21 protein-coding genes and 1 other annotated feature are annotated in these 22,345 nt (G+C 39.1%); of the genes, 14 read left to right on the top strand and 7 right to left on the bottom strand.

From position 1 onward, the window contains the following. Window positions 1–85: 85 nt before the first annotated feature. Window positions 86–598, bottom strand: a complete 513-nt coding sequence (locus tag AC6CH1_RS12250; protein WP_251686428.1) for a gamma carbonic anhydrase — start codon at window positions 596–598, stop codon at window positions 86–88. 254 nt (window positions 599–852) lie between these two features. On the opposite strand from AC6CH1_RS12250, the gene AC6CH1_RS12245 reads away from it, so the two are divergent. Beyond that, window positions 853–1,656 (top strand): alpha/beta hydrolase, encoded by an 804-nt coding sequence (locus tag AC6CH1_RS12245; protein WP_251686429.1) that lies wholly within the window; start codon window positions 853–855, stop codon window positions 1,654–1,656. A gap of 132 nt (window positions 1,657–1,788) precedes the next feature. Next, complete coding sequence (locus tag AC6CH1_RS12240; RefSeq protein ID WP_498317704.1) at window positions 1,789–3,249, top strand: alanine/glycine:cation symporter family protein; 1,461 nt, start codon at window positions 1,789–1,791, stop codon at window positions 3,247–3,249. 29 nt (window positions 3,250–3,278) lie between these two features. Here the strand turns inward: AC6CH1_RS12240 and AC6CH1_RS12235 are convergent, their stop codons facing one another. The 3 genes from AC6CH1_RS12235 to mnmL are packed head-to-tail and all read right to left on the bottom strand — an operon-like array spanning window position 3,279 to window position 5,267. Beyond that, the gene (locus AC6CH1_RS12235; protein WP_498317702.1) at window positions 3,279–3,692 is read right to left on the bottom strand and encodes a pyrimidine dimer DNA glycosylase/endonuclease V; all 414 of its coding nucleotides are present in this window, start codon (window positions 3,690–3,692) and stop codon (window positions 3,279–3,281) included. A gap of 40 nt (window positions 3,693–3,732) precedes the next feature. Beyond that, window positions 3,733–4,314, bottom strand: a complete 582-nt coding sequence (mnmM, locus tag AC6CH1_RS12230; RefSeq protein ID WP_251686432.1) for a tRNA 5-(aminomethyl)-2-thiouridylate-methyltransferase MnmM — start codon at window positions 4,312–4,314, stop codon at window positions 3,733–3,735. After that, window positions 4,311–5,267: a tRNA modification radical SAM protein MnmL/YtqA gene (mnmL, locus tag AC6CH1_RS12225; RefSeq protein ID WP_498317700.1), complete on the bottom strand. Its 957-nt coding sequence runs from the start codon at window positions 5,265–5,267 to the stop codon at window positions 4,311–4,313. The genes mnmM and mnmL overlap by 4 nt, the downstream gene beginning before the upstream one ends. A 133-nt stretch (window positions 5,268–5,400) precedes the next feature. On the opposite strand from mnmL, the gene AC6CH1_RS12220 reads away from it, so the two are divergent. The 4 genes from AC6CH1_RS12220 to trhA all read left to right on the top strand — a co-directional run bounded on the left by AC6CH1_RS12220 (window position 5,401) and on the right by trhA (window position 10,827). Further along, a complete protein-coding gene (locus AC6CH1_RS12220) occupies window positions 5,401–6,570 on the top strand; it encodes an MDR family MFS transporter (protein ID WP_498317698.1) in 1,170 nt (389 codons plus the stop codon). Between the two features lie 51 nt (window positions 6,571–6,621). Then, window positions 6,622–6,836, top strand: a binding site (T-box leader). Window positions 6,837–6,948: 112 nt separating this feature from the next. Then, complete coding sequence (leuS, locus tag AC6CH1_RS12215; protein WP_427708564.1) at window positions 6,949–9,363, top strand: leucine--tRNA ligase; 2,415 nt, start codon at window positions 6,949–6,951, stop codon at window positions 9,361–9,363. 168 nt (window positions 9,364–9,531) lie between these two features. Then, complete coding sequence (locus AC6CH1_RS12210; RefSeq protein ID WP_498317696.1) at window positions 9,532–9,966, top strand: SRPBCC family protein; 435 nt, start codon at window positions 9,532–9,534, stop codon at window positions 9,964–9,966. Between the two features lie 219 nt (window positions 9,967–10,185). After that, complete coding sequence (gene trhA, locus AC6CH1_RS12205; RefSeq protein ID WP_251686437.1) at window positions 10,186–10,827, top strand: PAQR family membrane homeostasis protein TrhA; 642 nt, start codon at window positions 10,186–10,188, stop codon at window positions 10,825–10,827. A 39-nt stretch (window positions 10,828–10,866) separates the two neighbouring features. On the opposite strand, the gene AC6CH1_RS12200 is transcribed toward trhA, so the two are convergent. Continuing rightward, window positions 10,867–11,682: a cysteine methyltransferase gene (locus AC6CH1_RS12200; RefSeq protein ID WP_251686438.1), complete on the bottom strand. Its 816-nt coding sequence runs from the start codon at window positions 11,680–11,682 to the stop codon at window positions 10,867–10,869. 89 nt (window positions 11,683–11,771) lie between these two features. Next, window positions 11,772–13,025, bottom strand: coding sequence for a BaiN/RdsA family NAD(P)/FAD-dependent oxidoreductase (locus AC6CH1_RS12195; protein ID WP_498317695.1), 1,254 nt, complete (start codon window positions 13,023–13,025; stop codon window positions 11,772–11,774). Between the two features lie 262 nt (window positions 13,026–13,287). Here AC6CH1_RS12195 and AC6CH1_RS12190 point away from each other — a divergent pair, with 262 nt between their 5' ends. After that, window positions 13,288–14,904 carry a putative polysaccharide biosynthesis protein gene (locus tag AC6CH1_RS12190; RefSeq protein ID WP_251686440.1) on the top strand — a complete coding sequence of 539 codons (1,617 nt, stop codon included), beginning with the start codon at window positions 13,288–13,290 and terminating at the stop codon, window positions 14,902–14,904. A 49-nt stretch (window positions 14,905–14,953) separates the two neighbouring features. Further along, window positions 14,954–15,664 (top strand): pseudouridine synthase, encoded by a 711-nt coding sequence (locus AC6CH1_RS12185; RefSeq protein WP_251686441.1) that lies wholly within the window; start codon window positions 14,954–14,956, stop codon window positions 15,662–15,664. Between the two features lie 190 nt (window positions 15,665–15,854). Here the strand turns inward: AC6CH1_RS12185 and AC6CH1_RS12180 are convergent, their stop codons facing one another. Beyond that, a complete protein-coding gene (locus tag AC6CH1_RS12180) occupies window positions 15,855–16,076 on the bottom strand; it encodes a DeoR family transcriptional regulator (RefSeq protein ID WP_008408196.1) in 222 nt (73 codons plus the stop codon). 327 nt (window positions 16,077–16,403) lie between these two features. Between AC6CH1_RS12180 and pepV the strand changes: the two genes are divergently transcribed. From pepV to AC6CH1_RS12150, 6 genes are all read left to right on the top strand, one after another. Further along, on the top strand, window positions 16,404–17,798 hold the full coding sequence (gene pepV / locus AC6CH1_RS12175) for a dipeptidase PepV (RefSeq protein ID WP_498317692.1): 1,395 nt from the start codon (window positions 16,404–16,406) through the stop codon (window positions 17,796–17,798). Window positions 17,799–17,817: 19 nt separating this feature from the next. After that, entirely contained in the window at window positions 17,818–18,669 is an 852-nt protein-coding gene (gene dat, locus AC6CH1_RS12170; protein ID WP_427708574.1) for a D-amino-acid transaminase, read from the top strand. 116 nt (window positions 18,670–18,785) lie between these two features. Further along, window positions 18,786–19,784, top strand: a complete 999-nt coding sequence (locus AC6CH1_RS12165) for a nuclease-related domain-containing protein (RefSeq protein WP_498317690.1) — start codon at window positions 18,786–18,788, stop codon at window positions 19,782–19,784. Between the two features lie 3 nt (window positions 19,785–19,787). After that, window positions 19,788–20,708 (top strand): diacylglycerol/lipid kinase family protein, encoded by a 921-nt coding sequence (locus AC6CH1_RS12160; RefSeq protein ID WP_251686445.1) that lies wholly within the window; start codon window positions 19,788–19,790, stop codon window positions 20,706–20,708. 65 nt (window positions 20,709–20,773) lie between these two features. Further along, window positions 20,774–21,421 (top strand): tRNA (guanosine(46)-N7)-methyltransferase TrmB, encoded by a 648-nt coding sequence (gene trmB / locus AC6CH1_RS12155; protein ID WP_251686446.1) that lies wholly within the window; start codon window positions 20,774–20,776, stop codon window positions 21,419–21,421. A 23-nt stretch (window positions 21,422–21,444) separates the two neighbouring features. Then, entirely contained in the window at window positions 21,445–22,305 is an 861-nt protein-coding gene (locus tag AC6CH1_RS12150; RefSeq protein WP_251686447.1) for a YtnP family quorum-quenching lactonase, read from the top strand. The last annotated feature ends 40 nt before the right edge of the window (window positions 22,306–22,345 follow it).

The following is a 22,345-nucleotide window of genomic DNA, read 5'->3' as shown; positions in this document are numbered from 1 at the left end:
AAATGGATAGCTCCTTTTTTGTAATTTCCAGTAAACTTCCTATATTATAGGTAGAGATTTCGATAAACAGTAAATGAGTGTGAAATTATTTCTGAAGTGATTTATAGTATTGTCCCTTCGCTACATATTCGGAAATAATGCGATCCATATCTGCGCGATCTTCTGCAGTTACTTCACGTACGACTTTTGCTGGGCGTCCCATCGCTAAACAGTTGGGAGGAATCACTTTTCCCGGTGGCACAAGACTACCGGCACCGATAAATGCTCCTTCGCCTATAACGGCTCCGTCCAATATGATGGAACCCATACCAACTAAAGCACGTTTCTTAATTGTACAGCTATGTAATGTAACTTGATGACCTACTGTTACTTCATCTTCAATAATGAGAGGGTAAGCGGGACTTTGGTGAAGGCAGCTCAAATCCTGGATGCTGACACGGTCGCCAATTATTGTCTTGTTTACATCGCCGCGGATTACTGTGTTAAACCAAATTGAAGTTTCGGCTCCTATTGTTACATCGCCGGTAATTGTGGCATAGTCGGCAATAAATGCAGAAGGGTGAATCGTCGGTATTTTATCCTTATAAGGGTATATCATTTTTCATTTCCTCATTTCTTCTATAAAATTGTAGATAAATCTATAGATATCGTAACAAAACGTGAAGATTTTTCAATTAACATTTCTTTTAGATCGGAATGTATTATAATTAAACAAATAAATAGTAATATAATGATGCCGATATTAAAGTAGGCGCAATACCATAATTTTTTGATACACGGCAAAACTCAGATTTAAAATTAAAGGTCTCGTGTTTATGACATAAAAATAATTTACATGTAAGGAGTATGGCCATGTGGAAATGGGAAACAGAGCAACAACCAAAAGCCGTAGTCGTTATTCTTCATAGCGCATATGAACATCATCGGTGGTACGCATGGTTAATCGAAAAGTTCCGTAGTTCTCACTTTCACGTTGTGATGGGAGATTTGCCGGGACATGGAGAGCAAGGAAAGTATACAAAGTATCATGATGAAGATTTTAAAGAATATTACAAGTATACAAAAGTGTTATTGAAAGTGGCACTAGAATATAATTTACCGCTTTTTATCGTCGGAAATGGGCTAGGGGCTGCAATAGCTACGTACGTGCTCCAGAACAATAAAATAGAATGTGCGGGTGTTGTTTTAACATCCCCTTGGTTTAACTTAAAGCTGGCACCGGGTAAACTGTCGAATGCTTTATCAAGCTTCAGCGCCATTACATCGAATGTTAAGCTGAAACATGAGCTGGAGCCTCACCATCTTACCCGGAATACAGATGTATTAATGGAGTTGAAAGAACAATTACCGTTAACGAGTATGGTGACGGTAAAATGGTATCGCGACTGGCAGCAGATGACGCGTACAATCCGTAACCCCGAATTGAAGTTCCCGGATATCCCGGTATTATTAATGACAGGTGAAAATGATAAAGTTACAGACATTAGTACATCAAAGAAATGGATAACAGAACATACGCTTTCCGAGTTTCACTATAAGCAATGGAAAGGTTGCCTCCACAGCCTTTATTTTGAAGTGGAAAGGGAAGATGTTTTTAAATTTACGATAGATTATATTAATAATGTTTTAAGAGACTTGGGATATATTATTGAATAGTGATAAGCCTAACAAAATCATACTTTGTTAGGTTTATTTTTATTTTCTTTAAAAAAATATATCGAAATTTTCGAATATTTGTAATATACTAAATTTCAAATTAATACATTATTTCAACAAAGGGGGTATAGTATGGATTTCTTGAATGATTTTGTAGGATGGGCCAACAATATTTTATGGGGTCCTGTCATGATTTATGGTATTTTAATCGTTGGTTTGTTTTTCTCTATCCTTACAAAGTTTGCGCAAGTCAGGCTTATTAAAGACATGTTCACGCTAATGTTCACAGGGGAAAAGTCCGATGCCGGAGTATCTTCCTTCCAGGCAATGTCGATTGCGTTGTCGGGTCGTGTCGGTACGGGGAATATTGTAGGGACGGCTTCAGCAATTGCTTTTGGGGGTCCGGGAGCGGTGTTCTGGATGTGGGTTACAGCCTTTATTGGGGCATCAACAGCGTACATGGAGTCCACATTGGCGCAGATTTACAAAGAGAAAAAAGATGGGCAGTATCGAGGAGGCCCGGCATTCTACATTGAAAAAACAACGGGAATTCGCGCATTAGGAATTATTTTTGCGGTTGCCATGATTGCATCTGTTGCGTTTTTAATGCCAGGTGTTCAGGCAAATGCCATTGCAGGTGCGGTTGATAACGCATTCGGTATTGATCCATGGATTACTGGTCTAATTACGATTCTTTTATTAGCGGTCATTATTTTTGGCGGGGTTAAACGTATTGCGAACACAGCACAAATTTTAGTTCCGTTCATGGCATTAGCCTATTTATTAGTAGCCGGTATTATTATTATTATGAATATTACAGCTGTGCCTGAAGTGTTAGCATTAATTTTCCGCAGTGCGTTTGCGGCAGATGCGGTATTTGGCGGGATGATTGGTAGCGCTATTTTCTGGGGTGTAAAACGTGCTATCTATTCAAACGAAGCAGGGCAGGGTACTGGTGCACATCCAGCTGCTGCTGCAGAAGTATCACATCCGGCAAAACAAGGTTTAGTGCAGGCAGCATCAATTTATATTGATACATTACTAGTATGTTCTGCAACAGCACTGATGATTTTATTCATGGGTACATACAATGTCCATGAGGGTAGCCAAGATGGAGCGCTGATCGAAGCAAAAATGGATGAGACAATAACGTATTCAGGCTTTACGCAAGCAGCGGTAAACGATGCGTTCCCATCTTTAAATAACTTTGGTTCGGGGTTTGTAGCGATTGCATTGTTCTTCTTTGCCTTTACAACTTTAATGGCATATTACTATATTGCTGAAACGAATGTTTCATATATGTTTAATGGTAAGGCAAGACGAATCGGGATATTGTTAATGAAATTCATATTATTGGCTTCGGCATTTTACGGAACAGTTAAAACATCCGATTTAGCTTGGGCATTCGGTGACGTTGGTTTAGGATTAACGGTTTGGATTAACGTAATTATGCTACTATTCATTATGAAGCCTGCCCTCATTGCGTTGAAGGATTATGAGCAACAGAAAAAAGAAGGAAAAGACCCAGTATTTGACCCGAAAAAACTCGGAATTAAAAATGCTGATTTCTGGGAGACATATAAGAAAGAGTAATAGATTAATAGATTAAAAGGAGCAGCTAGTTAAAAAGCTGCTCCTTTTTTTATGGAATAATACTGATGTAGTGCCTCAAATTGATCCGTAGTAAAATCTTTTTGTCCGCGAATATATTTTTCATATAAATTATAGTAGCAAATCGTTAAATACTCATCATTATGGTGGCGGCTGTATGGCGGATAGTATTTATATTCAGACAAACGAAAATCGGCAAAATAACGATCCATCTTATCAATCGTACGAATTGTAATGTTTCTGGCGCGCATTTCCTTCAGAACAATTTGCGTATAAATATATAAATCCTCTTTTGGATATTCGTAAATATAATTGATTAGCACATGTTTGTCTTCCTTCACGAAAATACTGTTCAACTCGCGCCACTGGGCAAGCAACTGACTTTTTGGAATAAAAGGGATTAACTCGGTATGCCATAAACGCATCATTTCACCTCATTAAAGATAGAAAAAGAGCTAAGAAAACTTAGCCCTCTATCGGAAATTCTTTTACTTTTTCTAATGCAATGATAAACGGGGGATCATTTTTCTGATTCACAAACTCATAGCGCAGAACATGTACATGTTTTTGCGGTAAATCACTTACATAGCGAATTACTTCGTCGCGCTCGTCTTTTCCGCCTTCATGACCATGATAAACGACTAAAACGATCATTCCCCCGACTTTTAACAGCTTTAACAAACTTTCAATCGCTTGGATCGTAGTGTTCGGCTTTGTTACAATTTCATGATTGCTGCCTGGCAGATAACCAAGATTAAAAATAGCGGCTGAAACAGGTTTGTGAATATAGTTTGCCACATTTTCATGCCCGTCTCTTAAAACGATTGCCCGATGCTCAAGTGCGTTATCGAGCAGACGGTGTAATGTTGCATCAACCGCTTCCTTTTGCACATCAAACGCATATACATAACCGTCATCTCCAACGAGATTTGCTAAAAAAAGTGTATCATGTCCATTTCCTGCTGTTGCATCGACTGCAATATCACCCTCGGAAACTGACATTTCCAATAAGGTTTGGGCATATTGAAGAACACGTTCTAATTTCATTTTGTCACATCCGCCTTATAAAACTTCCCTTGGTAAGAACCACGACGTTCCAGCTCTGCATCAATTCCGTTCAGAACTTCCCATTTGTTGACAGACCACATCGGACCGATCATTAAATCGATTGGGCCATCACCTGTAATACGGTGGACGATCATTTCAGGGGGAATAATTTCTAGCTGATCTGCCACGAGTTGAATATAAGCATCCTTATCCATAAACTCCAGCATGCCTTTTTCGTATTGCTTCACAAGTGGTGTTCCTTTTAAAAGGTGCAGTAGATGGATTTTAATCCCTTGTATATCAAGCTTTGCCACTTCACGGGCTGTTTCCATCATCATATCGTAATCCTCTAAAGGCAATCCGTTAATAATATGTGTCACAACTCGAATACCATGCTTGCGCAGTTTATTAACACCTTCTACATATGTAGCGTAATCATGTGCGCGGTTAATTAAATTGGCAGTTTTTTCATGAACTGTTTGAAGTCCTAGCTCTACCCATAAATATGTGCGTTCATTTAACTCTGCCAAATATTCTACAACATCATCCGGCAAACAGTCAGGACGCGTTGCAATTGAAAGTCCCATTACTCCTTCACAGGCAAGTGCTGCTTCGAACTTTTCCTTTAATACTTCAAGTGGAGCATGTGTATTTGTATACGCTTGGAAGTAGGCCATAGTTAAGCCATCTTTCCATTTGTTCTCCATTTTTGCTTTAATCTTTTCGAACTGTACCGGAATCGGATCAACTTTACTGCCCGCAAAGTCTCCTGAACCAGCTGCCGAACAGAACGTGCAACCGCCAAAAGCGACCGTACCATCACGGTTTGGGCAATCAAACCCTGCATCCAAAGCAACCTTGTAAACTTTCTTTCCGAATTCATTTCGTAAATAGCGATTCCATGTATAATAACGTTTCCCGTCTGACGGGAAAGGGAAATTTGTTTCAGTCATTCCTTGTTCACTCCTCTAACGTATTATTCTAACACGGACAGAACATCGTGTCCTAATAGAAATCTTTTTCTTGTACAAATTCCTGTTAAAGAATAAACTAGTAAATTGAGCAAATATTGAAGGAGGAAGTTGGTTGCCGAAACAAGTATGGTTTTTAATTATTGGCACATTCGTAAATACGGTCGGAAATTCATTTTTATGGCCTTTAAATAGCATTTATATCCATGATCATTTAGGGAAAACTTTAACTACAGCTGGACTTGTCCTCATGCTAAATTCATTGGCAGGTGTGTTCGGTAATCTAGTAGGTGGTTATTTATTTGATAAATTAGGTGGTTATAAAGCAATTTTAATTGGGGTTGTATTTAATTTATTGTCAATCACACTGTTGACCATTTGGCATGATTGGCCGCAATACATCATATTTTTGACGATGTTGGGCTTTAGTGGAGGAATTGTGTACCCGGCTATCTATGCGATAGCAGGGAGTGCCTGGCCAGAAGGGGGGCGACGTGCGTTTAACTCGATCTTTTTGGCAAATAACGTAGGGGTCGCAATTGGCCCGGCATTGGCAGGCATTGTTGCCGATATTAAGTTTGACTATGTATTTAGTGCGAATCTATTTTTCTATGCTATATTTTTTGTGCTTGTCATCACGACATATAAGCGTATTGATATGAAGGGACTGACAACTAAACCGTTCTCAGGTAATGAGACAAAAAGAAGAAACAGGGGACCGATTGTGGCAATCAGTATATTAAGTATCTCTTTAATCGTTTGCTGGTTAAGCTACTCTCAATGGAGTGCGACCATTTCTTCTTATACACAAGGGTTAGGAATGAGTCTGTCCGAATATAGTTTATTATGGACGATCAACGGCTTCATGATCGTTGCAGTTCAACCGATTATCCGACCGCTTGTCACACGTTGGGAAAACAAAATAAAACATCAGCTGGTGCTTGGTCTCATATTGATGTCGCTATCTTATATCGTCGTTTATTTTGCGCAGGACTTTAAGATGTTTGCTGCAGCGATGGTCATTTTGACGTTTGGGGAAGTGTTCTTTACACCGGTTATTCCGATGATTGCCAATAAATTGGCGCCTCATGGACAAGAAGGCTTCTATCAAGGGCTTGTCAATAGTGCATCAACAATTGGACGGATGATTGGCCCTGTATTTGGCGGGTTAATGGTAGATTTATATGGCATGCAAATATTGATGCTAATATTATCACTACTCATTGTCATCGCAATTATTCCATGTCTGTTCTTTGATCGTACGTTAGGAAAAGAACAAACATAAAACAGTTACTTGTACTTTTGTGTTGAATTCGTTAAAATGAATGAAATAATAATATTGACTGTGATGAGGAATAGTAAACGGACGCACTTTATAGAGAGCTGGCGGCAGGTGGAAGCCGGTAAGTGTCAAGTTGAACTCGCCTCGGAGTTTGCTTTAGTGAAGTAATAGTAGCTAATGGCCGTGTATTCGCGTTAAGAAATGAAGCTGAGTGCTGCGTCACTAATTTGGGTGGTACCGCGGGAGTAAAAATACCTCTCGTCCCTTCTTATCATAAGATGGGACGGGATTTTTTTATTTTTTAAATATTCTGTTAAATCATTGATAATGCGCCTAAAATACATAAACCACAGCAAGAATATATTTAAAGGAGGAATTATTGTGAGTTTTAATCATCAGCAAATTGAAAAAAAGTGGCAAACGTTTTGGGATGTCAATAAAACATTCAAAACTGAAAATGAAATGGATAAGCCAAAGTTTTATGCATTGGATATGTTCCCGTATCCATCGGGTGCGGGTCTGCACGTAGGACACCCTGAAGGCTATACAGCGACAGATATTTTATCTCGTTTTAAACGTATGCAAGGCTACAATGTTCTTCATCCAATGGGTTGGGATGCATTCGGTTTACCTGCAGAGCAATATGCACTTGATACAGGAAATGACCCGGCTGAATTTACGGCAAAAAACATCGCGACATTTAAACGTCAAATTAACGAACTAGGCTTCTCTTATGACTGGGATCGTGAAATTAATACAACTGATCCTTCATACTACAAATGGACGCAATGGATTTTCACAAAGTTAGTGGAAATGGATTTAGCGTATGTAGATGAAGTGGCAGTAAACTGGTGTGAAGCATTAGGTACAGTACTTGCAAACGAAGAAGTAATCGACGGAGTTTCTGAGCGCGGCGGTCACCCGGTAGTACGTCGTCCGATGCGACAATGGGTACTGCGTATTACAAAATATGCAGACCGTTTAGTCGATGATTTAGTTGATGTTGACTGGCCTGAATCAATTAAGGAAATGCAACGTAACTGGATTGGACGTTCTGAAGGCGCACAAGTGAAATTCACAGTTGCCAACACAGACAAAAACTTCGAAGTATTCACAACACGTCCGGATACATTATTTGGCGCGACATACTGTGTATTAGCACCAGAGCATAAATTAGTAGCCGACATTACTACTGCAGAGCAAAAAGAAGCGGTAGAAGCATACTTGGAAAAAGTATCGTTAAAATCTGATCTGGAACGTACAGACTTAGCGAAAGAAAAAACAGGTGTATTCACAGGTGCTTATGCAGTGAACCCGATTAACGGCAAACAAGTGCCAATCTGGATTGCGGATTATGTATTGGCAACATACGGAACTGGTGCAATAATGGCTGTTCCTGCACACGATGAGCGTGACTATGAATTCGCGAAAGAGTTCAATTTAGAAATTATTCCGGTACTTGAAGGCGGAGACATCGAGAATGAAGCATTCACTGGTGATGGTGCGCACATTAACTCGGACTTCTTAAACGGATTAAATAAAACGGACGGCATTGCGAAGGCTATTGACTGGTTAGTGGAAAATGGTGTAGGGGAAAAGAAAATCACTTACCGTTTACGCGACTGGTTATTCAGCCGTCAACGTTATTGGGGTGAACCAATTCCAGTAATTCACTGGGAAGATGGCACAATGACTACGATACCTGTAGAAGAGCTGCCATTGGAATTACCGAAAACAACAAACATCCGTCCTTCCGGTACTGGTGAATCACCACTTGCAAATATTGAAGAATGGGTGAATGTAGTTGATCCAGTAACAGGCAAAAAAGGACGCCGTGAAACGAATACAATGCCGCAATGGGCCGGTTCATCATGGTACTTCCTGCGCTATATCGATCCGAAAAATGATCAGGCGCTTGCAGATCCGGAACTATTAAAACATTGGCTACCAGTCGATATTTATATCGGTGGTGCAGAGCACGCAGTACTTCACTTACTATACGCACGCTTCTGGCATAAAGTGCTTTATGATTTAGGACTTGTTCATACGAAAGAACCGTTCCAAAAGTTATTTAACCAGGGGATGATTCTAGGTGAAGGTAATGAAAAAATGTCTAAATCAAAAGGCAATGTAGTAAACCCGGATGACATTATTGCTTCACACGGTGCAGATACATTACGTTTATACGAAATGTTCATGGGTCCACTTGAAGCTTCAGTTGCATGGAGCACGAACGGTCTTGATGGGGCACGTCGTTTCCTAGATCGTATTTGGCGTCTATTCGTAACAGATGAAGGGAAGCTAGCTGCAAAAATTCAGGATTCTTCTGATACGGCATTGGAAAAAGTGTATCACCAAACTGTGAAAAAAGTGACGGAAGACTATGAAGGTATTCGCTTTAACACAGCGATTTCACAAATGATGGTCTTCATTAATGATTGCTACAAAGCGGAAGTAATTCCAACAGAATATGCAAAAGGCTTCGTGAAGCTTTTATCACCAATCGCACCGCATATTGCTGAAGAACTTTGGTCAATTTTAGGACATGAAGGCACAATTACGTATGCAACATGGCCAACATTCGATGAGTCGAAACTAGTAGACGATGAAATCGAAGTTGTTGTACAAGTTTTAGGTAAAGTACGTGCAAAAGTAACGGTTGCAAAAGATATTACTAAAGAAGAGTTAGAAAAAGTTGCTTTAGCAGACAGCAAAGTACAAGAATTTATCGAAGGAAAAACGGTTGTGAAAGTAATTGTCATCCCAGGTAAATTAGTAAATATCGTTGTTAAATAATAAGTGAAATAAAATTAATGCACGGTGTTTTCATAAAGAAATCACCGTGCATTTTTATTTTGATATTGCATGAAGAGCAAAAATAACTATGTTGCGTAACCGAATTCTATGTAATACTAGAATAGTAAATGTTCACATTTAATGAATTGAAGAAAGAAGTGTAACAACATGGCACAAGCATCACATTCAGTACAAATCCCAGTTAGCCAGGAAAAAGTATGGGGTTTCGTAAGTAAGATTGAAAAATGGGCTGTATTAGTTCCAGCTTACAAAGAGCATAAAGAACTGGATGCCCAAACATCATATTGGACATTCGAAGGGAACTTTAAAGGCTTAAAGAAAAAAGTTGAAATCGAAATTAAAATTATCGAAATGATTGAGCCTTCTAAAATCAAATTTGAAATTACAGGGCTATCAGATAATATTAAAGGCGGCGGTGAATTTACAGCCAAGCCGAAAGATGGCGGTACATATATGACAGGTACAGTAGAAGTAACTGCTGGCGGTCTTTCGGGTGCAGTATTAAATCCGGCTATTAAAGTATTATTGCCAAAAGTGACGAGTCGCCTAACAGAAAAAATCGCTCGTCATATTCAATCGTAAAACGAACAATAACTCACTGGAAAAAATTTTTCCCAGTGGGTTTTTTATTTTGTTAGAAGGGGGTATAGCTTTTATGGGAAGAACCCCTTAAAAAGCTATTACTCCAGAAATGAAAGTTTCCAGCAAATCCATGATAAATATCATATGGAAAGTATGACAAGTTCTTCTATAACAACTAAATACAATTTTTTATAATTGAACAATGAAAGAGGTGGCTTTATGACACAAATCATGATGGAACAAAGTGGATATAGTACAAAGGAAGAATTTTGGAACGGGCTGACACATGGAGTTGCCGCATTACTGACGATTCCCGCAACATTGCTGTTAGTAAACAAAGCCCAGCAGGAAGGCACAACATTAGAGCTTGTTAGTTATATTATTTTTGGTATTTCAATGTTTTGCCTGTATTTTGCTTCAACGATGTATCATTCATGGCCGAAACATAAAACATTTCTGAAAAAGCTCGATCATAGCTCAATATTTTTATTGATTGCAGGAACATATACACCGATCGTATTAGTCGCAATTGGTGGCAAATTGGGTTGGACAATTTTTGCGGTTCAATGGATACTAGCAACAATCGGTATTGTGCTGAAACAATTTTTTGTTTACCGTTTTAAATTACTGTCGCTGTTTGTTTATATCGGGATGGGCTGGCTTATTATTTTTGTTGCCAAGCCGTTATTCGCACATATAGGCATCGCAGGCTTTGCCACACTATTAATCGGTGGGCTTTCCTATACGGTCGGCACTTACTTTTACAAAAATGACCGCATTCCATACAACCATGCAATTTGGCACTTATTTGTTATGGGCGGCAGTGTCGCGATGTTCTTCGCAATTTACTTATATGTATAAAAAAAGAGTCAATCCCGTTATTGGGGATTGACTCTTTTACTATATGCTCGCTGTAAACTTTTCGATTAAATCCTGCAAATAATCGTCGTATTGTTCTTCGTTGCGTTTTTTCATTTCTTCCAAAACCTGATTTAAAAATGTTTTGTTGTCCATGAACTGATTCGGCAGCGTTTCATATAGTAGCTGATGATGGTAATTTTCCTGATCCAGATAAAGCTCAAAATAATAGCCGAGCTTTTCGTCTTCATTAAACATATGCATCATGCAATCTACTTCATAGCATTGCATAATAAAATCGTGTTTAAAGCCAACCTGAACAGTAAATGCAATATGACCGCCTTCACCATCTAATTTAAATGAATCCATATCTGAAATCATTTGATTTTTATGCATGAGCCAGTACAGTTCATTTGCCTGACGGTTTGTCGTAAAGCTAGTAATCCCTTTTGGCGCATTTTCAATGAAGAAATGCTTTGCCAGTTTTGCTTGCACGGCCTCTTCAATTGATGAAGAAGAAGCAATTTTATCGAGCTGCTGACAGACGATTAGCAATAGTGCTGGACTTTTTTGCAAATGTTCAATAATCTTTTTTAATTGCATAGGGCAAACATTTGGGATATTGACTAAATCGACAGCCAAAGTCATGCCGACACCTTGTTTATTTAAGCCGAGTATCAAATATAATGGAACACTTTTCGCATAGGAGTTATTTTTTTCGACATAACAAAAAACACGAATGGAAAAGGTAAATTCATCTTTATTACGATTGCTTATTTTAGTGCAAGATAAATGAGTTTGCATTAGCTCATCTGATGCTAAATAAAGCATAGTCTGGTTTTTTTGAGAATTATTCATCGTGCCGTATCCTCCTGAGTGTACATACCTCTTATGATACTAGGGAATGATGAGTTGTTCTAGTATTTTTACGATTAAAATCAGAAACGTTACTGTTGACCCGCACTCATACCTGCAATTCGTCCTGTTACGAGCGCGGAAGTAATATTATAACCCCCTGTATAACCGTGAATATCCAAAATCTCACCACAGAAGTAGAGTCCCTGTTTTTTCTTGGAGGCCATTGTTTTTGGTTCTATTTCTTTTACCGAAACACCGCCCCCTGTAACAAATGCCTTTTCGATCGGTTGGGTACCGTGAACGTCCATCGTAAATGCGACAAGTTCACGTGCAAAGTTGCGAATCTTCTCCTGAGATAATTCTATGCCTGTTAACTGTGCGTCAATACCTGCACGATCCATTAAAAATAGAAGCCATCGTTCTGGAACTAGTGATTTCCATAAGTTTTTCACCGCTTTTTTCGGTTCTTCCTTGATTGTTTTATTTAACATTTGGAAGCATGTCTCTTCGTTATGCTCCGGTAATGATTGAATACGAACTTGTACGGGCGCGCTGCCAGATTTCAGCTGCTCTTTAACAATAAACTGGCTGCAGCGTAAAATGGCGGGTCCGCTTAAGCCGAAGTGCGTAAACAGCATATCCATCTGATGTGTTACAAGAACTTTTCCTTTTTTGTTCAAGACAGAAACAGCGGCATCGCGTAAAGCCAGCCCTTGCAGCTCACGTGATTGAATGAATGGTTCCTTTGATGTCACAGGAACTTCTGTCGGATAAAGCGTAGTAACCGTGTGACCTGCTCGTTCTGCCCAAGGATAACCGTCTCCAGTTGAGCCTGTTTGAGGAACAGCTTTACCACCGACTGCTACAACAACAGCATTTGTACGGATTTCTTCGCCGCTCTCCAAACGTACACCATATATTTTTTCATCATCCAAAAGCAATTTATTAACTGCCGTGTGTAGTCGGACTTCCACTTTTAATCGTTTCATTTCATTCACAAGTGCATCAACGACATCTTGTGCGCGGTTGGATACAGGGAACATACGCCCGTGATCCTCTTCTTTTAATGCCACGCCAAGTCCTTCGAAAAATGCAATAATATCTTCATTATTATAAACGGTAAAGGGGCTATATAAAAAACGTCCATTGCCGGGAATATGTTTAATGATTTCTTCCGCTGATAGTCGATTTGTTACGTTACAACGGCCACCGCCTGATATGGCCAATTTCTTTCCTACTTTTGAGCCTTTCTCAAGGAGGAGCACTTTTTTGTTTTGCTCGGCTGCGGCGATTGCTGCCATCAATCCTGATGGACCGCCTCCTATTACAATTACATCATACATAGATAATTTCTCACTTTCTTTTGCAATAATTTTTCGTTCAACGGATTTTTCTCTTACTTATTATACACGAAGTGAAGAAACTATTTGAGTAAATGGTCTTTCACATGTAAACTTGTAAAAGGAAATGTACGGGAACTTTTTAATGAGAGTGCCGTCACAAGAAGGAAGTTAAATAATGTAAATAAATAACTTGCTTTACGAATTCGTATTGTAAGTAAATTGTTATACTGAGAGAATTTCATATAGAACGGTAGGTTATTTCATGTCTTCATTAATGAAAGGAACAGCCATATTAACAATTGGGTTGTTTCTATCAAAGCTTTTAGGGTTAATTTATATTTTCCCGTTTTACGCCATTGTAGGTGAAGATAATATTGCTTTATACAATTACGCCTACATTCCTTATAACATTATGTTAAGTGTTGCCATTGCGGGACTGCCGATAGCAGTATCAAAATTCGTATCGAAATATAATGCGCTCGGGGATTTTGATGCCGGCCGCAGACTAGTAAAAACAGGTGCTTTACTGATGACGCTTACAGGAATTGTAGCGTTTATTTTAATGAATCTGCTTGCAACACCGCTTGCAAATATAGTGATTAATAGTGATGAACAGGCATTTACTGTGGAGCAAGTTGCTAATGTCATCCAGTGGGTGAGCTATGCATTAATTGTTGTGCCGTTTATGAGTTTGATACGCGGTTACTTGCAAGGATACGGACATTATTTGCCGACATCTGTTTCTCAGTTGGTCGAGCAGATTGTGCGAATCGTCTTTTTACTAGGCGGGGCATTCATCGTTGTCAATGTGATGGACGGTGATGAGATTACGGCTATTAATTTCTCGGTGTTTGCCGCATTTATTGGGGCACTTGGCGGACTTTTGACTTTGTTTTATTTTTGGAAAAAGCTGCGTCCGGAGATTAAATCTGTACAGGTTGTAGCACCGAGAGAACAGAGACTTCCTTATTCGGATATGTACAAAGAAATTTTTAAATATTCGATTCCTGTAGTGTTTGTCGGGCTGGGTGGTTCATTATTCCAGCTTATTGATTTGCTGACATTTAACCGTGCGATGGCAGCCAGTGGAATACCAGCGGAAATTTATGATCTGTACTTTACAATGCTTAACTTGTTAACACAAAAAATTGTTATGATTCCTGTTGTTTTGGCGACAGGCTTTTCAATGGCAATCATTCCGACTGTAACGAAATTTTATACGGAAGGTAATTTGCGCCAAGTACATAGTGCGATGGATAAAACGTACCAAGTGCTGTTGTTTATTACTGTACCGGCAGCGATCGGAATTTCAATTTTAGCGGAAGATTTATATCATTTCTTCTATTCCTTCAGTGAAATGGGTACACAAGTATTAAGCCACTACGCACCGCTTGCTATTTTCTTTGCTTTATTTTCAGTTACAGCTGCTATGTTACAAGGGGTCAATTATCAAAAGTGGGTAATCTTCAGTTTACTTGTCGGCTTGCTTACAAAAACGATACTAAATACACCGCTTATTCATCTAATGTCAGTTGATGGAGCTATTTTAGCGACAGCAATTGGCTATGGAGCAACAATCGCAATTAATATTTTTGTCTTGAGGAAAGTGACAAATTACAATGCAACTGTTGTTTTACGACGTATTCTATTAATTATTATTTTGACAATTGTAATGGCTTTAGCGGTATGGATTACACATATTGTTTTAACAGCAATTGCTCCGGCTGAAACGAAAGTATTGGCACTTCTATATGCAATTATTTGTGCAGGGGTCGGCGCGATTTTTTATGGCGCGATTTCTTATAGACTAGGGTTGGCCCAATTATTATTAGGTGAAAAATTCACAAAAATTGCACGTAAATTAAGATTAGTTAAATAAAAATGAGGACGTCGTAACGAAGGCGTCCCCTTTTTTCATGGAGGACTTTATGCGTTTAGATAAATTACTGGCTAATATGGGCTACGGCTCTAGAAAAGAAGTTAAACTATTATTAAAGCAAAAAGCTGTAACAGTGGACGGTGTTACAGTAAAAGATTCAGCAATGCATGTGAATCCTGAAAAGCAAAATGTTTCGGTATTTGGTGAGCGTGTGGAATATGTGGAGTTTATTTATTTAATGATGAATAAACCGCCGGGTGTCATTTCAGCTACAGAAGACCGCCACGATCAAACGGTCATTGATTTACTGGATCCAGAGTATCAGCACTTTGAGCCATTCCCTGTCGGACGTTTGGATAAAGATACGGAAGGGCTGCTGCTAATTACAAATGACGGCAATTTAGCACATAATCTGCTTTCTCCTAAAAAGCATGTCCCGAAATGGTATTACGCCAAAATTGACGGAGTAGTAACGGAAGCCGATATCGAAGCCTTCGCACAAGGTGTAACATTGGAAGATGGTTATCATACAAAGCCTGGAGAATTAAAAATATTAGTGTCTGGCGAGCAATCGGAAATTGAGCTGATGATCCAAGAAGGGAAATTCCATCAAGTGAAGCGCATGTTTGAGGCGGTAGGCAAGAAGGTTACGTATTTAAAGCGTCAGTCAATGGGAACATTGAAGCTTGATGAAGAGTTGGCATTAGGTGAATACCGCGAGCTGACAGAACAGGAACTAGATCTTTTAGCTTCAAAATAATAAACAAAGGAAAAGCGAATGCCCCGACGAAAAGGCATTCGCTTCTTTTAGTTCTTGTGTCAAGAACTAAGTGAACGCTTGCTGACTCAGCAATGTTCATAATATTTCATGTGTAACTGATCGACACCTTACGTTATGTTGGGACAATTAGTCCTTTCTCACAAAATAAGAATCAGCCGCTTTCAAAATTCTAAGATGTCATTTTTACTTTTTTCTTCGTCGTTGTCCATTTACCCCGACTTGGACTCATTACCAAGTCATTGAAGGCTAACACATTCAAATCTCTTTGAATGGTGCGAGGAGTGATGTTAAACTCTTCGACTAAATCCTGTGTAGTCACTTCTCCTTTATTGAGGATAAACATATACACGTCTTTAATACGATTAAGCATTCTATCAGTAGTTGGCTTCATTTCTAAAAACCACTCCTTCGATCTTAAATTCTCATGGCATAAGACTAGCGGACGACAAAATATGTGCGGAGTGCACTTAGGCTTTAATAGTTTGCCTTAGACATCCCCTTTTCTGAAAGTTTGGTCAGAATAGATGTTCTGACACATACATTATAGCGGAAAACCAAACAGATTTCCAGAAATGAGAGACGAAAAACACTATTTTTACAGAAAATTCATATATTTAATATTCCTAGAAATATAGGATGGAAATGATTTTGTCAAATGATTATTGTAATTTTAACAAGAAGGAGTACAATAACAATATTAAAAAAATGAGGTGTATTAATGGATTGGTTACAACTGGCTCAAGCAAGAAAAGAAGAGCTTATTCAAGAATTACAGCAATTGATTCAAATAGAAAGTGTAAAAGATGAAAATAATTTTTCTGATATAATGCCTTTCGGTGCTGGTCCGAAAGCAGCATTGGAATATATGCTTCAAAAAGGTATAGAGCAAGGGATGACTACAAAAAACGTGGATCATATGGCCGGCCATATTGAAATGGGGCAAGGTGAGGAACTTGTTGGTGTACTTTGCCATGTGGATGTAGTGCCTGCCGGAGATGTTGCAAGTTGGACATATCCTCCATTTGAAGGGAAAGTGGCAGATGGAAAATTATTCGGTCGTGGTGCGATTGATGACAAAGGTCCAACAATGGCGGCATGGCTGGCGATGAAACTGATTCACGATGCGAAGATCCCTTTGAAAAAACGTGTAAGAATGATTATTGGTACAGATGAAGAAAGCGGATTCCAATGTGTAACGCGCTACTTCGAAAAAGAGGAAATGCCGACAATTGGTTTTGCACCTGATGCAGATTTTCCGCTAATCAACGCTGAAAAAGGTATTGCTCATTTAACGTTCTCAAGTAAAGAAAAACGAACAGGCGATGAGCAATTACTGTCATTCTATGCAGGTAGCAGAACAAATATGGTACCGGATGAAGCAACCGCAACTTTAAAATATGGCGAAAAAAGCACAAGTGAGAATTTTCTGAAATATTTAAAAGAAAATGACGTTGAAGGTACTTTCACTAATAACGATAATGGGATTATAATTGTTGTGAAAGGTAAATCAGCTCATGCCATGGAACCGGAAAAGGGACGAAATGCAGCAGTTTATTTAGCGAAATTTTTACAAAATGTTGTGGAGACGAAACAAAGTAAATCGTTTATCGATTTTATCGTCCGTGTTTTTGACAACGATCATTTTGGAACCGCATTGGACTTCCAATTTGAAGATGCCATGTCAGGACCGACAACATTAAATCCTGGAATCGTAACTTTTGATGAGCGCGGTGCGTCAATTGAAGTGAGTATGCGCTATTCCGTAACGTATCCGTTTGAAGAAAAAATAACGAAAGTACAGGCATTATTACAGCATGAAGCATTTACACTAGATGTAGTAAGCAATTCAGTCCCGCATTATGTGAGCGAGGAAGATGAATTAATTCAAACATTGCTGCAAGTATATCGCAAATACAGCAATGACTACTCGAAGCCACTTTCAACTGGCGGAGGGACATATGCTCGCGTTATGAAAAAAGGGGTTGCATTCGGAATGCTGTTCCCAGGCGAACTAGATGTTGCCCATCAGGCCGATGAATTTGTTGATATTGATAACTTGATAAAAGCGACTGCCATTTATGCAGAAGCAATAGTAAATTTAGCAACTAACTAATAAAAAGGTGGTATTTGAGATGAGCTTTAGTTTATGGAATGATCAAATTGTAAAAAATGAAGAAGTATTGGTGGACAAGGAAGACCGTGGCTATCAATTTGGCGACGGTGTATATGAAGTAGTGAAAGTATATAATGGAGAACTGTTTACAGCGACTGAGCACATTGACCGTTTTTATGACAGTGCTGAAAAAATCCGCATTACTATTCCTTATACAAAAGATAAATTGCACCAGTTACTGCATCAACTTGTAGAAGCAAACAATATTGACACAGGTCATGTTTACTTCCAAATTACACGTGGCGCCGGCCCTCGTAACCACATTTTCCCTGGCGATGATGTGAAACCGGTGATTACAGGGAATGCGAAAGAAAATCCACGCCCATTAGAAAACTTTGAAAAGGGTGTAAAGGCTACATTTGTGGAAGATATTCGCTGGTTGCGTTGTGATATTAAATCACTGAACTTGCTTGGTGCGGTTCTTGCAAAACAGGAAGCATATGAAAAAGGCTGCTATGAAGCAATTTTGCACCGTGATGAAATCATTACGGAAGGTTCATCATCAAACATTTACGGAGTTAAAGAAGGTGTACTCTATACACACCCAGCCAACAATCTCATTTTAAACGGAATTACTCGTCAAGTAATTATTAAATGTGCAGCGGAAATCGGTCTTACTGTTAACGAACAGGCAATGACGAAAGAGCAGCTGCTTGCTATGGATGAAGTAATCGTTTCTTCAACAACATCAGAAGTAACTCCGGTTATTGAAATTGACGGTACAGTTATCGGCAATGGTACACCGGGTGAATGGACACGTAAATTACAAGCACAATTCGAAACAAAAATTCCAAAAGGGATTAAAGCTTAATTCTTAATTTAATAAAAATAGCGCCTTGCTTAACGGCATGGCGCTATTTTTTTTTGCGGATAACCTGTAAAATATAACGTAATGAAGATTAGGAATGAACTTAGGGAGTAGATAAAATGGCTCAGTTAATAAAACTTCAAGATTATATTTCACGATACGAAATTGACTTGGCACGCTATCCAACGCAGTTTATTCGCTTAAAGACAAATCAGTGGGAGCGAATAAAGTATCAATGGCAGACTGGTGAAGCAATTGAACGTTGGGAACATATAGAGGAAGAAGTAAAGGAAGAGAAGAAAAAATCACTGTTTCAAAAACTTTTCCCTTTCAAAAAAGAAGTAGAAGTAATCGAAGAAGAACAAGAAGATATCGAAAAAGTGACCATCTCCAATGATTGGGCAGTAGAAGAAAATCCATATCAGGAAGATGATTCAACGCTGACATTTGAACCGAATCTTGTCTATACGCCAAAAACATTAGAAGAACTTAAGAAAATGTTCATCGATCAGTTTTTTCATTTTCAAATGAAATGGGCAAGCTCGACATTGCGTGAAAAATCTTATGTAGATCCGAAGTTTATGCGTGATACATTTTTGCGTTCCATGCTCCAAACATTGCCGGACAATTACTTAGTATTCTATTATCCGATTTTACGTGTGAAAAAAGCGCCGATAGAATTGGATATTATTATAATGACACCGACAGAATGTCTATGTATTACGGTTTTGGAACAGGAAAGTCAGGCGGTATATATCGCAAATAGCGAACGCTTCTGGTTAAAGAAGGACGGAAAAAATGAAAAAAAAGTGTTGAGTCCTTTAATTCAATTAAACCGGATGGAAAAAGTTATCGAGCAGATTTTTCAGCAGAATCATATTGAACTGCCGATTCGCAAAGTATTGTTGACAAGAAATGGCTATATTGATTATCCAGGAACAATGTATGGGGTTTCATTTGTGGATAAACGGAAATTCCCTGAATGGATAGGACAATTATCGCGCTCTGTTTCACCGATGAAGCATATGCAAATACGTGGAGCTCAAGCCATTTTAAATACAGTACAGACAACATCTTTTCATCGGGATATTTGGAATACGGAAAATAAGGAAGATTAAATAATGGAAGTGCATTTTATAATTAATCCTTATGCGGGTAACGGGCAGGGGGTTAAGCGTTGGCATAAGTTTCATCACCAGTTGGCGATCCCGTATCAAATCCATTGGACAAAATACGAAGGACATTCGCAGCTGCTGGCAAAGGATATTGCCGGACGAGCAACAAAGGAAAACCCGGTCTGTCTAATTGCCATTGGCGGTGATGGGACGATTCATGAAGTGCTGAATGGTGCAGTACATTTTGAAAATGTCTATTTAGGGGCAATTTCGGCAGGCTCTGGTAATGATTTTGCCAGGGGGTATCAAGCATTCGAAACGAGCAAACAAGTAGAGCAATTTGTAAACACAGTAAATAGTACTTCACATGATTGCGGGGTAGTGAGACAAGGTGGGAAAACCACATACTTTATCAATAATTTTGGTGTGGGGTTTGATGCATTAGTGGCGAACATCGCGAACAAGTCCACGCTGAAAAGGTCGCTTAATAAATGGAAACTCGGGAAGCTGAGCTATCCTTATTATGTCATTCACGCTCTTTTTACTTATAAACCGTTTAAGCTTACGATTGTCCATACAGGGAAAAAGAAGCAATTTCAAAACGTATGGTTTGTAACAGCGAGCAATCAGCCTTATTTTGGAGGGGGCATGAAATTGTCCCCAGAATCTAATACGTCCGATGGGCAGTTTGAACTGACAGTCGTTTCCAATTTATCGAAATGGAAATTGTTATTCCTTTTTGGAACAGTCTTTTTAGGGAAGCATACACTTTTGAAGGAAGTCGAGCAGTTTGCAGCGACGGATGCACAGTTGATGTTTGAGGAACCGGTCATGGCACATGCAGACGGTGAAACCCAAAAATTAGCACCCGGTCAAAATGAAATTGAAATAACTGTTCAGAAAAAAGCATGGAATTTAGCAAAATAAAAGCAAACGAAGCTATTTTCCGTTATAATATGAGGCAGCTACACAATAGAAAAGAGGATAAGTAAGTGAGATTAAAGCATAAACCATGGGCAGCGGAATATATTCAACAACATCCTGATGTAATTATTCCGAACCCGGAAGATTATAAAGGCAAGTGGATTGAAGCATTCGGCAACGACAATCCGATTCATATCGAAGTTGGTACGGGTAAAGGGCAATTCGTTTTAGGGATGGCATTGCAAAATCCGGAGATTAACTATATCGGTATTGAATTATTTGATAGTGTGATCGTCTGTGCCCTTGAAAAAATCGAAGCAGCAAACAAACCATCGAATTTGCGTTTGTTAAAAGTTGATGGTGCGAAGCTGGAAGAGTTTTTTGGGAAAGGGGATGTGGACCGTGTATATCTGAACTTCTCGGATCCATGGCCAAAAGTGCGACATGCAAAGCGTCGCCTGACACATGAAGGTTTCCTGAAAATTTATGAGAACATTTTAGTTGATAACGGTGAAATCCATTTCAAAACGGATAACCGTGGTCTTTTTGAATATTCACTCGTAAGTATGAACGAGTATGGTATGGCATTAAACTATGTATCGCTAGACTTACATGCGAATATGCCGGAAGATAATATTATGACAGAATACGAGGAGAAATTCTCGAAGCTCGGTCAACCAATATATCGACTAGAATGCCAATACAAGACGAAATAATAACGATTTAGGGGGATGGAGAAATGGATCGATTTGAATTTCACAACATGACACTGACATGGTTACATGGGGGTGTCACAGCACTGGATGGCGGAGCTATGTTTGGGGTAGTGCCAAAAGCACTGTGGTCTCGTAAATATCCGGTAAATGAATTGAACCAAATTGAATTAGCATGTGAACCAATTTTAATTCAATACGAGGGGAAAAATTACTTAATCGATTCTGGGGTAGGTGCTGGTAAGTTAAATGAAAAGCAACTGCGCAATTTCGGTGTTTCCGAAGAATCAACAATTGAAAAAAGCTTAGCTGAAGCTGGATTACAGCCAAGTGATATTGATGCAATTCTGATGACACATCTACATTTTGATCATGCTGGCGGTTTAACGAAGTGGGAAGGGGACAAGCTTGTTCCGGTTTTCCCTAATGCAGTTATTCACACGACACAGATTGAATGGGATGAGATGCGCAATCCGAATATCCGTTCAAAAAATACGTATTGGAAAGAAAACTGGGAGCCTGTACAGCATTTAGTCTCAACATATGAAGGGGAGCTGGAAGTGGCTCCAGGCTTAAAAATGATCCATACGGGCGGCCATAGTGAAGGGCATGCAATTATTCGCCTTGAACAAAATGGGGAAGTGGCGTTACATATGGCGGATATTATGCCGACACATGCCCACCAAAATCCGCTTTGGGTATTGGCATATGATGATTACCCGATGACAAGCGTATTTGCGAAGGAAAAGTTAATGAAAGAAGCGCTGTCAAATGGCTACCGTTTTATCTTCTACCATGATGCGTATTACCGCATGATTCAGTGGGATGCAACAGGCAAGGAAGTAACAGACAGCCTGGAACGTTCGAAACCGGCATTAATTAAGTAAACACGAAAGCACCTGCATGATTATCGATGCAGGTGCTTTT

The sequence above is a fragment of the Solibacillus sp. GQ1 genome (assembly GCF_059758555.1).
The sequence above is the reverse complement of the archived record's forward strand: the minus strand, read 5'-3'. Positions and strand labels throughout refer to the sequence as shown.